12 protein-coding genes are annotated in these 11,937 nt (G+C 67.8%); 8 read left to right on the top strand and 4 right to left on the bottom strand.

Annotation, left to right across the window (positions count from 1 at the left end):
• The first annotated feature begins 89 nt into the window (after positions 1-89).
• The 7 genes from PPZ50_RS18760 (at position 90) to PPZ50_RS18730 (ending at position 3,949) form a co-directional block, all read left to right on the top strand.
• Positions 90-284: a hypothetical protein gene (locus tag PPZ50_RS18760; RefSeq protein ID WP_066694046.1), complete on the top strand. Its 195-nt coding sequence runs from the start codon at positions 90-92 to the stop codon at positions 282-284.
• A 96-nt stretch (positions 285-380) separates the two neighbouring features.
• Entirely contained in the window at positions 381-701 is a 321-nt protein-coding gene (locus PPZ50_RS18755) for a hypothetical protein (RefSeq protein WP_066694048.1), read from the top strand.
• A gap of 34 nt (positions 702-735) precedes the next feature.
• Positions 736-1,101 (top strand): CsbD family protein, encoded by a 366-nt coding sequence (locus tag PPZ50_RS18750; RefSeq protein ID WP_066694050.1) that lies wholly within the window; start codon positions 736-738, stop codon positions 1,099-1,101.
• Positions 1,102-1,109: 8 nt separating this feature from the next.
• Positions 1,110-2,627 carry a helix-turn-helix transcriptional regulator gene (locus PPZ50_RS18745; RefSeq protein ID WP_066694089.1) on the top strand — a complete coding sequence of 506 codons (1,518 nt, stop codon included), beginning with the start codon at positions 1,110-1,112 and terminating at the stop codon, positions 2,625-2,627.
• On the top strand, positions 2,624-2,803 hold the full coding sequence (locus PPZ50_RS18740; RefSeq protein ID WP_066694052.1) for a hypothetical protein: 180 nt from the start codon (positions 2,624-2,626) through the stop codon (positions 2,801-2,803). Before PPZ50_RS18745 ends, PPZ50_RS18740 begins: the two co-directional genes overlap by 4 nt.
• Before the next feature lie 31 nt (positions 2,804-2,834).
• Positions 2,835-3,746, top strand: a complete 912-nt coding sequence (locus tag PPZ50_RS18735) for a hypothetical protein (protein ID WP_066694054.1) — start codon at positions 2,835-2,837, stop codon at positions 3,744-3,746.
• A 62-nt stretch (positions 3,747-3,808) separates the two neighbouring features.
• The gene (locus PPZ50_RS18730; RefSeq protein ID WP_084401825.1) at positions 3,809-3,949 is read left to right on the top strand and encodes an entericidin A/B family lipoprotein; all 141 of its coding nucleotides are present in this window, start codon (positions 3,809-3,811) and stop codon (positions 3,947-3,949) included.
• A 381-nt stretch (positions 3,950-4,330) separates the two neighbouring features.
• Here PPZ50_RS18730 and PPZ50_RS18725 read toward each other — a convergent pair whose 3' ends face one another.
• The 3 genes from PPZ50_RS18725 to PPZ50_RS18715 form a co-directional block, all read right to left on the bottom strand.
• On the bottom strand, positions 4,331-5,251 hold the full coding sequence (locus PPZ50_RS18725; protein WP_336314571.1) for a copper resistance protein B: 921 nt from the start codon (positions 5,249-5,251) through the stop codon (positions 4,331-4,333).
• A gap of 220 nt (positions 5,252-5,471) precedes the next feature.
• Positions 5,472-7,226, bottom strand: a complete 1,755-nt coding sequence (locus PPZ50_RS18720) for a copper resistance system multicopper oxidase (RefSeq protein WP_084401826.1) — start codon at positions 7,224-7,226, stop codon at positions 5,472-5,474.
• 403 nt (positions 7,227-7,629) lie between these two features.
• The gene (locus tag PPZ50_RS18715) at positions 7,630-7,884 is read right to left on the bottom strand and encodes a hypothetical protein (protein WP_066694093.1); all 255 of its coding nucleotides are present in this window, start codon (positions 7,882-7,884) and stop codon (positions 7,630-7,632) included.
• Positions 7,885-8,038: 154 nt separating this feature from the next.
• Here PPZ50_RS18715 and katG point away from each other — a divergent pair, with 154 nt between their 5' ends.
• Complete coding sequence (gene katG / locus PPZ50_RS18710; protein WP_066694058.1) at positions 8,039-10,273, top strand: catalase/peroxidase HPI; 2,235 nt, start codon at positions 8,039-8,041, stop codon at positions 10,271-10,273.
• Between the two features lie 228 nt (positions 10,274-10,501).
• Here the strand turns inward: katG and PPZ50_RS18705 are convergent, their stop codons facing one another.
• Positions 10,502-11,866 carry an NAD-dependent succinate-semialdehyde dehydrogenase gene (locus PPZ50_RS18705; RefSeq protein ID WP_066694060.1) on the bottom strand — a complete coding sequence of 455 codons (1,365 nt, stop codon included), beginning with the start codon at positions 11,864-11,866 and terminating at the stop codon, positions 10,502-10,504.
• Between the last annotated feature and the right edge of the window lie 71 nt (positions 11,867-11,937).

Genomic DNA, 11,937 nt, shown 5'->3' with positions numbered 1-11,937 from the left:
GCACCAGCGGGCAGGGGGTATCGAACAACCATCCCCACGGGTATTTCTGCAGGATAGCCGGAACGCTAGCGTACCGATAGGATCGGTGCATGGCCATCCCCGACAGTCCTCCGCTCGCTCCGCTGTCCCCGTTGGAGGAACGCGCCTATCTGCTCGGCAGGGCGGAAGTACATCGGCAACTTGCTGAGAATACCGCCGAAATAGAAATACGCGCGATCCATTTGCGCATGGCGCGGCTATACGCGGAGCAGGCGGCGCTGATCGTCATGGTAGTTTCGGACTAGCCGACCCCGCAAAGATACCAGGAACACTGTTCCTGCCGATAGGTTGATGCGCCCTGACCGGTCGCACCCCTGCGACCGTGTCGTGGGAGACCGGCGATGAAGGCAGTTGCGATTACCCTGCTCGGCACCTTGGCACTGGGCGCCTGTGCCGCGCCCGCGACCCGTATCTCGACCGGGCTCCAGCGTTACGGGCTGGACGAGGCGCGCGCCGATTGCGTCGGTACGCGGCTGCAGGGCGACCTGTCGCTCGGCCAGCTGCAACAGCTCGGCCGCGCCGCCGCCGCGTACAAGAAGGACGATCCCAATCCGGCCGCGCTGACGGTCGGCGACCTCGTGCGCGTGGCGGGCGAGATCAAGGACCCGGCGATCGCGCTGGCGGTCGGCAAGGCGGCGGCGGGCTGCAACGTCCTGCCCTGATTTCCCGCGAACCATCCGACAAAGGACAAGCATCATGAACAAGGACGAGTTCCAAGGCGGCGTGCGCTACGCGACCGGCAAGGTCGAGAAGGCGGTCGGCGACGTGGTCGACCATCGCGGATTGCAGGTCGACGGCGTGGTCGACCAGGTCGCGGGCGGCGCGCAGCACAGCTATGGCCGCGTCCGCGCGATCATCGAGGATGCGATCGAAAGCGCCCCGGCGCTGGCCGAAGAGGCACAGGCGAAGCTCAAGACCGCCGGCCGTCAGGTCGCCGATCGTGCGCAGCAGGGCGGCAAGGTCGCGCAGCGCACCGTAGAGGATCAGCCGCTGTTGTGGGCGGCGGGTGCCGCGCTGCTCGGCTATGGCCTGGCGTGGCTGCTGCACGGGCGTCGCGGCTGAGCGGACCCATGAGCGAGGCTGCGTTCAAGTCCCTGCGCGAGACCGCCGATCTGCGCCATCTGCGCCAGATCGTCGCGGGCCTCGACGAGGGGGTGATCCTGATCGATCCCGACCAGAGCCTGCTGTGGGCGAACGATGCCGCGCTGGCGATGCACGGGGTCGGCGACATTGCCGACCTCGGCGCGACGGTCGAGGAATATCGCTCGCGCTTCCAGCTGCGCTATCGCAACAACCACCGGCTCGAAGCGGACGATTATCCGCTCGAGCGGGTGGTGGCGGGCGACCGATTCTCCGAAGTGGTGGTCGAGGTGACCGTCGCGGGCGAGGAGGAGCCGCGCTGGGTCCATCAGGTGCGCAGCCTCGTGCTGAACGACAGCGACGACGGTGAACCGGCGTGCCTGGTGCTGATCCTGCAGGACGTGTCGGCGCAATATGAAGCGGAGGACCGGTTCGAACAGTCGTTCAACGCCAATCCCGCCCCCGCCGTCATCTGTCGCCTGCGCGACCTGCGCTTCGTGAAGGTCAATCAGGGGTTCCTCGACATGACCGGGTTCGAACGCGAACAGGTGCTGGCGAAGACGGTGTACGATATCGACGTGCTGCGCGCGGCCGAGCGGCGCGACCTTGCCAAGGAACGGCTGAGCGAAGGGCGCACCATCCCGCAGATGGAGGCCGAGCTGGAACTGCCCGGCGGCGGGACCAAGCTGGTCATCGTCGCGGGACAGCCGATCGATATGGGCGATCAGCCGTGCATGTTGTTCACCTTCGCCGACCTCGAACCGCGGCGCACGGCGGAAGCGGCGCTGCGCCATAGCGAGGAGCGCTTCACCCGGATGTTCCAGCTGGCGCCGGTGCCGATGGCGATCGGTGCGCGCGACGGGCATCTGCTGTGCGGGGTCAATGCCAGCTTCACCGCGATGACCGGCTATGACGCGGACGAGATCATCGGCCGGCCGCTGGGCGAGGTCGAATTGTGGGAAAGCGGCGAGGTGCGCAAGGGCATCGAGCAGGCGATCGACGCCGGCCGCGACCTGCGCGGGCATGAGGCGCGCATCCATGCCAAGGACAACGCGATCATCGACTGCCTGATTTCGACCGAGGCGATCCGCCTGGGCGACGATGCGTGCGTGCTGTGGGCGTTCCAGGACATCACCCAGCGCAAGGCGACCGAGCTGGAACTGGTCGAGGCGATCGAGGCGGTGATGAAGGACACCAGCTGGTTCAGCCGATCGATCATGGAGAAGCTGGCCCGGCTGCGCACGCCGCAGGCGGCCAATGACGGCCCCGGCCTCGACGACCTGACGCCGCGCGAACGCGAGGTGCTGGCGCTGATCTGTCGCGGGTGCGACGACAAGACGATCGCGCGGACGCTGGATGTGTCGGGCAATACCGTGCGCAACCATGTCGCGCGCATCTATGCCAAGATCGGCGTCAACCGCCGCATCGCCGCCGTCGCCTGGGCCCGCGCGCGCGGCTTCGACGGCGACGCGCTCGACCGGAACATCGAACAGGAGGCGACATCATGACCGACCATGACGACCGGTCGCCCGACAAGAAGGCGGCCGACCGAACCCGGGCTTCGGTGCTGGAGGCGATGGGCACGCTGATGGGCGATGACGGCGCCCGGCGCGACGGGGCGAAGCGCAAGCAGGACCCCGACGCCGACCCGGACGCCGGGAAGGATTTGCCGGACGCGCGCTGACGCGCCCGCAAGAGTTTCAACAGGAGACAACATGGCTACCAATATTTCCAACGGCTTCGCGCCGGTCGACGAGACGCGCCTGGGCAAGACCGCGACGCGGCTGTCCTGGGGTGCGGTGTTCGCCGGCGTCGTCATCGCGGTGGCGGTGCAGCTGGTGCTCGGCATTCTCGGCGCCGGGATCGGCCTGAGCATGGTCGATCCGGTCGAAGGCACCACGCCGGGGGCGGCCGGATTCGGCATCGGCGCCGGCATCTACTGGCTGATCACGACCGTCGTCGCACTGGGCGCGGGCGGCTATGCCGCGGCGCGGGTAGCGGGCGTGCATGAACGCTTCGACGCGCTGGTCCATGGCCTGGTCGTGTGGGGCGTCACGCTGATCCTGACGCTGTACCTGCTGACCTCGGCGGTCGGCGGCATCATCGGCGGCGCGTTCCGCACGGTCGGCGCGGTCGCGGGCACGGCGGGCAATGCGGTGGGTGCCGTGGCGTCGGCCGCTCCGGTCGCCGCATCGGCCGCCGGCGTCGACGGGCAGGACGTGCAGGAAGCCGCGCGCGACGTGCGCAGCGAAGCCGCCGCGTACCTGTCGGATGCGCCCAACGATCCGGCGCAGATGACCCAGGAACAGGCGCAGGCCGAAATCGCCCGCCAGCTGCCCGCGCTCGCCCGCGGCGGTGCCGAGGGCCAGCAGGCCGAGAGCCGCATCGTCGACGTGGTCGCCGCGCAGCGCAAGATCAGCCGCGAAGAGGCGCAGGCGCAGGTGACCCGCGCCAAGCAGCAGTTCGTCCAGACCAAGAACGAGGCCGTCGCCACCGCCAAGTCGGCGACCGACAAGGCCGCGGGCGCCGCCGCCGGCACCTCGTTCGTCCTCGTCCTCGCGCTGCTGATCGGCGCGGCGGCGGCCGGTTTCGGTGCAACCGCGGCGACCCGCCGCCGGCTGCACTGAGTGTGCGCGGCGGGCCGGCGTATCTCGGTCCGCCGCATCCTTTCCTGCATGGGAGAAACGACATGACCAAGAAGATCGCCCTCGGCCTCGTCCTCGCCGCGTCGGTAACGCTGGGCGCGTGCAATACCGTCAACGGCGCGGGCAAGGACCTGCGTTCGGCCGGATCGGCCGTGTCCGGCGCATCGGGCCAGGACAAGAAGTGACGGCAGGACGGCGCGGTGGGTGACCATCGCGCCGTTTTTCCTTGTCGTCACCCCGAGCTTGACCCGGGGTCCCGCTTATTCCTGCCGTAGAAGAAGAAGCGGGACCCCGGATCAAGTCCGGGGTGACGTTGTGGGTGGGGCTGCCTTCGTCATTCCCGCGCAGGCGGGAATCCATTGTCGCTGCCGGTCCAGCTTGATCCGCGACGCTGGCGTCTATGGACTCCCGCCTGCGCGGGAGTGACGACGGGCGGGTCCGGACGGCCGAGCTGAACCAGACGTCATCCCAGCGAAGGCTGGGATCTCTCGTTGACAGCACGTCGCAGGAGCCGCTGGAGACCCCAGCCTTCGCTGGGGTGACGTTTCAGGCGGACGGGCCGAAGGTTAGAACCACGCTCTCACGCCGAAGACAAAACTAACGCCCCCGGTATCGTCACCCCTTGCGCGACCGAACCGCGCGGTCCGGCCGAACCGGCGTTCCCACGCGACGCCGATGTAGGGCGCGAACTCGCGTACCCCTTCGTAGCGCAGGCGCACGGCCGCCTCCATCGTCGACAGCCCGGCGCCGGTGCCGGTCGCCGCGACGTCCTGGGCCGACAGGTTCGCCTCGATCCGGGGTTGCAGCGTGACGTAATTGGTGATGCGCTGGTCGTAATAGCCCTCGATCCGGCCAAGCAGTTCGCCCTTGGTCGACAGGAACAGCGCGCCGCCGACCTCGAACCAGCCTGGGGCCAGCCCCTCGATACCGACGGTCGCATAGGTGCGCGACGGGTGCGGGCGAATGTCGTGGCGGATGCCGGCCTGCAGATTCCAGTAGGGATCGAGCGCGCGTGAGTAGAGCGCCTGCACTTCGGCGTGGCCGACCGCGCTGCCGAATTCGCCTTCGCCCTCAGACTTGAGCCACAGCCGGTGGATGTCGCCGCCGATCCAGCCCTGACCTTCCCAGCGATAGCCGTCGCGGCCCTTGCGCAACTGCACCTCGGCGAGGTCGGCAAGGCCCATGGCGAAGGTCATGCCGCCATGTTCGCGGCGCAGGGCATTGTCGCGGGCGGCGGCCATCGCTTGCGCGCCCCAGAAGCGGTCGGCAAGATGATCGCGCGCCGGTGCGGGAGCGGGCCTGTTTCCCGGCGGCAGGTCGGTGCCGGTCGCGCCCGTTGCCATGTCATCGGCTTGCGGGTCCGGCATGGTCATGCCCGACATGTCGTGTCCGGCGTGCGGATCGGTGGCGGGCGGCCGCATCGTCATGCCCGGCATGGCGTGACCGGCATGCGGGTCCGCCGCCGTGCCCGGCTGCATCGCGGACATGTCGTGGCCCGCATGGGGATCGGGTGCCGTCGGGGTCGCGGGGGCTTCCGTCTGGCCGGGGCGGGGCGCGTGGGCTTGCGCTTCGCGGCGGGCTTGCGCGCCGGTTTGGCGGCGGGACGCGCAGGCATCACCACGCCGGGCATGTGCATCGAATGATCCATCGCCTGCGCGATCGCCGGGGCGGGGGCGAGCACGGCGCCGGCCAGCAACAGCGCGCGGATCATGCCGACGCCTCCGCATCGCGACGAACCTGCACCACGCGCATCATGCCGGCATGCATGTGGTAGAGCATGTGACAGTGGAACGCCCAGTCGCCTTCCTCAGCCGTAACGTCCCAACTGACCGTGCCGCCGGGCTGGACCAGCACGGTATGCTTGCGCGGGGCATGGTCGCCCTTGCCGGTGACCAGTTCGAAGAAATGGCCGTGGAGATGGATCGGATGGCCCATCATCGTGTCGTTGATAAGCGTCACGCGCACCCGCTCGCCATGGCGCAGCGCGATCGGATCGGGGTTTTCCGACAGCTTTTCGCCGTCGAAGCCCCACATATAGCGCTCCATATTGCCGGTCAGGTGCAGCCGGACCTCGCGGTCGGGCGCGCGGGTGTCGGGGTTGCGCTCCAGCGCGACGAGATCGCGATAGGTCAGCACGCGGTGGTCGACGTCTTCGAGGCCCTGTCCCGGATCGCCGGTGCGGTCGACCGGCATGGGGGAGATGGTCTGCACCCCCGGTCCCTTGCGCACCTGCGGTGCACCCGAAAAATCGCGCATCTTCATGTCGGCCATGTCGTGGCCGGCAGCAGGGGTGGGGGCGGCGTGGCCCATCGCCGCATGGTCCATCGCGCCGTGATCCATGCCCGCCATGCTCCCATGGTCCATCCCCATGTCCTGCATCGTGGCGAGCGGACGGAGACGCAGCGGCGGGACGGCGGCGGTCATGCCGATACGAGGCGCGAGGGTGGCGCGGGCCATTCCCGAGCGGTCGATGCTCTCGCCCACCAGCGTATAGGCGTTGCCGTCGCCCGGCACGACGATCGCGTCATAGGTCTCGGCCGGGCCGAACTGGAATTCGTCGATCTCGACCGGCTGCACGTTCAGCCCGTCGGCGGCGACGATCCGCATGCGCAGGCCGGGTATCCGCACGTTGAAGGTGGTCATGGCCGAGGCATTGATGAAGCGCAGCCGCACCCGCTCGCCCGGCGTGAACAGCGCGGTCCAATTGTCCTCAGGGCCATGGCCGTTGACGAGATAGGTGTAGGTCGACCCCGTCACGTCGGCGATATCGGCCGGGTCCATCCGCATCGCGCCCCACATCGCGCGCTCCTTCTCCGACTGGTCGCGGCCGGCGAGGAGACCGGCGAGCGTCTGACGCTGGCGGTTGAAATAGCCCGGCTCCTTCTTCAGCCGGTCGAACAGGACGTGCGGGTGGCGGAAGCTGTGGTCGGACAGAACGATGACATGCTCGCGGTCGAACGCCGCCGGGTCCGCCTCGCGCGGGTCGATCACGATCGGGCCGTACAGCCCCTCCTGCTCCTGCAGTCCCGAATGGCTGTGATACCAATAGGTGCCGCTCTGGATCACCGGGAATTCATAGGTGAAGGACGAACGCGGCGCGATGCCGGGGAAGGAGATGCCGGGCACCCCGTCCATCTGGAACGGCAGCAGCAGTCCGTGCCAGTGGATCGAGCTTGGCTCGTCGAGCGTGTTGACGACGTTGATGCGCGCCTTCTGCCCCTCGCGCAGGCGGACCAGCGGGGCGGGGCTGGTGCCGTTGATGCCGATCGCATGGGCGGCGCGGCCGTCGATCCGGCGCATCGCATGGCCGATGGTCAGCGTGATGTCGTCGCCCGACACGCTCGGCAACGGCGTGGCGGTCCCCGGCGATCCGCTCTGTGCCCATGCCGGACAGGCCATCGTCAGCGCGCCGCCGAGCGTGGCACCGCGCAGCAGCTGGCGGCGGTCGAGAAGGGGGGACATGAGGGACTCCTGACGACACGGGCAGCGGCGCGGCCCGCCGGTTTTGTGGCGGTTCGGGCAGCGAACGGCAAGCGTTACCCGGTTCCGATAAGAATGATTATGTAAAGACGGGATGGGTTTGGGTGATCGTTTGCCCCTTCGTCACCCCGGACTTGATCCGGGGTCCCGCTTTCTCTCGACGGTCGGAGGGAAGAAGAAGCGGGACCCCGGGTCAAGCCCGGGGTGACGCTGTGGGTAAGGCTTCGTTCGTCATTTCCGTGCAGCCGGGCGTGACAAAGGGGTCCGGATCGTCCGAGCTTGACCAGACGTCATCCCAGCGAAGGCTGGGATCTCTCGTTGGTAGCACGTCACAGGAGCCGCTGGAGGCCCCTAGCCTTCGCTGGGGCGACGGTTTGGGGTAAGTTCACCCTTCCTCGAGCTCCACCACCTCGAACGCATAGTCGCGCCAGCCCCGTTGCCGGGCGGCGTCCTGCGTCGCGGCGCGCTTGCCGGTCGCTTCCTTCAGCGACGCGGCATGGCCCCAGAAGACCTCGGTCTTGCCATTTTCGAGCGTGGCGACGATCCGCCAGAAATGGGTGAAGGGCGCGTTGGTCGGGCCGATGGTCTTGACCCAGCCATCGGCCATGGTCGCTCTCAGGATGCGCTTCTTGCGGGCCATCGCCCGGCCATAGCGCTTCGGCGCATCGCCGTCATCGCCGCCGGACCCCACCGTCTCCAATCGAGTTTTCCGCCAAGTGTGAACGAGACAATTGCTTACCCTGATGCGGCGTTAGCGGTTAGTCTCACCGCCATTCTGATGGAGAGCCTGAGCTATGGACGCAAAGACCGGAGAGATGAGCGGCTGCCCGATCCACCAACCGAACACGGTTCGATCGCTGGTGGGTCGCACCAACCGCGACTGGTGGCCTGATGCGCTGCCGCTGGAAGTGCTCAACCAGGGCGGCACCTCGCCCGACCCGATGGGGCATGAATTCGATTATGCCGAAGCCTTCAAGCAGCTCGACTATCATGCGCTGAAGGCCGATCTGAAGGCGCTGATGACCGACAGCCAGCCCTGGTGGCCGGCCGATTACGGCAATTATGGCGGTCTGTTCATCCGCATGGCGTGGCACGCCGCCGGCACCTACCGCACCGCAGACGGACGCGGTGGCGCGAACAGCGGGCAGCAGCGCTTCGCCCCGCTCAACAGCTGGCCGGACAACGGCAATCTCGACAAGGCGCGCCGCCTGTTGTGGCCGATCAAGCAGAAATACGGCAAGCATATCAGCTGGGCCGACCTGTTCATCCTGGCCGGCAATGTCGCGATCGAGAATATGGGCGGGCCGGTGTTCGGCTTCGGCGGCGGTCGTGCCGATGTGTTCGAGCCGGAAAAGGACATTTACTGGGGGTCGGAAGAGCAGTTCGTCGGCCATCCCGACAACAAGACCCGCATCCTGCCCGAGGAAGAGCTGGAGCTGGAACAGCCGCTGGCCGCGATCCAGATGGGCCTGATCTACGTCAATCCGGAAGGTCCCGGTGGCGTGCCCGACGCGATGCAGTCGGCGCGCGACATCAAGGAAACCTTTGCCCGGATGGCGATGAACGTCGAGGAAACCGTCGCGCTGACTGCCGGCGGGCATACCTTTGGCAAGGCGCATGGTGCCGGCGATCCGACCTTGGTCGGGGAATCGCCCGAGGGTGCCGATATCTCGCTGATGGGGCTGGGCTGGACCAACAGCTTCGAAAGCGGCTTTGGCGAGCACACCACCACCAGCGGCATCGAGGGCGCGTGGGTGAACACCCCCACCGAATGGTCGGGCAATTATTTCCGCCTGCTGCTCGATTACGAGTATGAACTCGTGCGCAGCCCGGCGGGTGCCAAGCAGTGGCAGCCGATCAATCAGAAGGAAGAGGACATGGCCCCCGCGGCGCATGATCCGAACCTGCGGGTGCCGACGATGATGACCACTGCCGACATGGCGCTGAAGGTCGATCCCGAGATGCGCGCCATTTCGGAGAAGTTCCGCCACGACCATGAAGCGTTCAAGGACGCCTTTGCCCGCGCCTGGTTCAAGCTGACCCACCGCGACATGGGGCCGAAGGTCCGCTACCTCGGGCCGGAAGTGCCGGAAGAGACGCTGATCTGGCAGGACCCGGTGCCCGCCGGCACCATGCCGTCGGACGCCGATGTCGCGGCGTTCAAGGCGAAGATCCTCGACGCCGGCTTCTCGGTCGGACAGCTGGTCAAGACCGCCTGGGCCTCGGCCTCGACCTATCGCCGGTCGGACCATCGCGGCGGCGCCAATGGCGCGCGCATCGCGCTGGAACCGCAGCGCGGGTGGAAGGTGAACGAGCCGGAGGAACTGTCGGCCGTCCTCGCCAAGATCGGCGAGCTGAAGGGCAGCCTGTCGCTGGCCGATGCGATCGTGCTGGCCGGCAATGCGGCGATCGAGAAGGCGGCGAAGGATGCCGGCTTTGCGATCGACGTGCCCTTCACCGGCGGTCGCGGCGACGCGACGCAGGAATGGACCGATGCCGACAGCTTCGCGGTGATGGAACCGGTCGCCGATGGCTTCCGCAATTACCTCAAGACCAAGCATAGCGTGAAGACCGAGGAGCTGCTGCTCGACCGGGCGTCGCTGCTGGGCCTGTCGGTGCCGGAAATGACCGTGCTGGTCGGTGGCCTGCGCGTGCTCGGCGCCAACTACAAGGACGCACCGGAAGGCGTGTTCACCGACCGCAAGGGGCAGCTGACCAACGACTTCTTCGTCAACCTGCTGAACAACGACACCTTCTGGAAGGTGGTCGACACCAGCGCCGACGAGGAGTTCATCGGCTATGACCGCGCCGGGCAGCACGAGCGCTGGCGCGCGACGCGCACCGACCTGATCTTCGGGTCGAACAGCCAGCTGCGCGCGGTGGCCGAGGTCTATGCCGAGAACGGGCATGAGGAAAAGTTCGTGCGCGATTTCGTCACGGCATGGACCAAGGTGATGAACGCCGACCGGTTCGACGTGGAACAGAACCACGACAGCGTGCAGCCGATCGGGGTTGCCGAACCGGCCTGATTTTCGGGCGTTTCGGTTGAAGGTGAGCGGCGCGGGAGGGATCCCGCGCCGTTTGCTGTTTGGGGGGGGCTAAACGGTCGCTGTTTCCGCGAAGGCAGGACCTCGGCGATACTTCCCCTACCCGTGCCCCCGCGCAGGCGGGGGTCCAGAGCCAGGAAAACTGCGGCCTGTGGGTGTGACCCTGGACCCCCGCCTGCGCGGGGGTACGGCCAGAGAATAGGCCGCCTCCTACGGCCGGAAGACCGTCTTCAGGTTCATGAACTCGTGCAGGCCGAACGGGCCCAGCTCGCGGCCATGGCCGGAGCGCTTGATGCCGCCGAACGGGGCTTCGGGCGAGGAGGCGAGCATCTGGTTGATCGCGGTCATGCCCGCGGCGATGTCGCGGACGAAGCGGTCCTGTTCGGCTTCGTCCTGCGTCCACACCGCCGAGCCGAGGCCGAACGGGATCGCGTTGGCGATGCGGATCGCGTCGTCGATATCGGCCGCGCGGAAGACCATGGCGATGGGGCCGAAAATCTCCTCCGCCATCAGCGGGCTGTCGAGCGGCACGTCGGTCAGGATGCCGGCGGTGAGATACGCGCCGGGCAGGTCGGGCTTCTCCCCGCCGAACAACAGTGTCGCGCCCTGCCGCTTGGCCTCGGCCAGCTGTTCGAGGACGGTGTCACGCTGTTCGAAGCTGCTGAGCGGCCCCATGTCGCTGGCCGGATCGGTCGGGTCGCCGGCCTTTACCGCGCGCATCGCCGCCGCATAGCGGTCGAGGAACGCGTCGTAGATATCGGCGTGGACGATCATCCGCTTGGCGCAGATGCATGACTGGCCGCTATTCTGGATGCGACCGGTCACCGCCGCCTTGACCGCCGCGTCGAGGTCGGCCGAGGGCATGACGATGAACGGGTCCGAGCCGCCCAGTTCCAGCACGACCTTCTTGAGGTTCCGCCCGGCTTGTTCCGCGACGGCGACCCCTGCCCCCTCGCTGCCGGTCAGCGTCACCGCGACGATACGGTCGTCGGCGATCAGGTCGGCGATGGCGGAGGATTTGATGGCGAGGTTCTGGAACAGCCCCTCCGGTGCGCCGGCCTCCAGCGCCATTTCCTCCATCAGGGCCGCCACGCCCTGCACGATGCTGGCGTGCTTGAGGAGCGCGACATTGCCGGCGAGGATGGTTGGGGCGAGGAAGCGGACCGCCTGCCAATAGGGGAAGTTCCACGGCATGATCGCCAGCACCGGACCCTGCGGGAGCCAGGTGACCTCCGCCGTGCCGCCGCCGGTCAGTTCGGTGCGCTGGGGCTCCAGCATCGCCGGGCCGTGATCGGCATAATGGCGGAAGGCGGCGGCGCATTTGTCGACCTCGGCCAGCGCCGATTTCAGCGTCTTGCCCATCTCGTCGGTCGCCATGCGGGCTAGCGACTCGCGGTTCGCGTCATAGCGATCGGCGACGGCGCGCAGCAGCGTGACGCGGTGGGCGATCGGGGTCCGGCGCCATTGGTCGAACGCCGTCGCGGCCTTGGCAAGCTTCTGCTCCAGTTCGTCGGCGGTCAGTTCGGGGTGGGTGGCGAAGCGTTCCCCGGTGGCGGGGTTGGTGCTGTGGAACATGGGCCTCCGGGGGCGAAAAGGTGGCGAAGGTTACGCGATTGGCGGTTTCAACGCCGGGCGGCGGGCGGGGT

The organism is Sphingomonas hankookensis (assembly GCF_028551275.1).
GTDB classification, from domain to species: domain Bacteria; phylum Pseudomonadota; class Alphaproteobacteria; order Sphingomonadales; family Sphingomonadaceae; genus Sphingomonas; species Sphingomonas hankookensis_A.
Note: the sequence above shows the minus strand (reverse complement) of the source record. Positions and strands in the feature narration are given on the sequence as shown.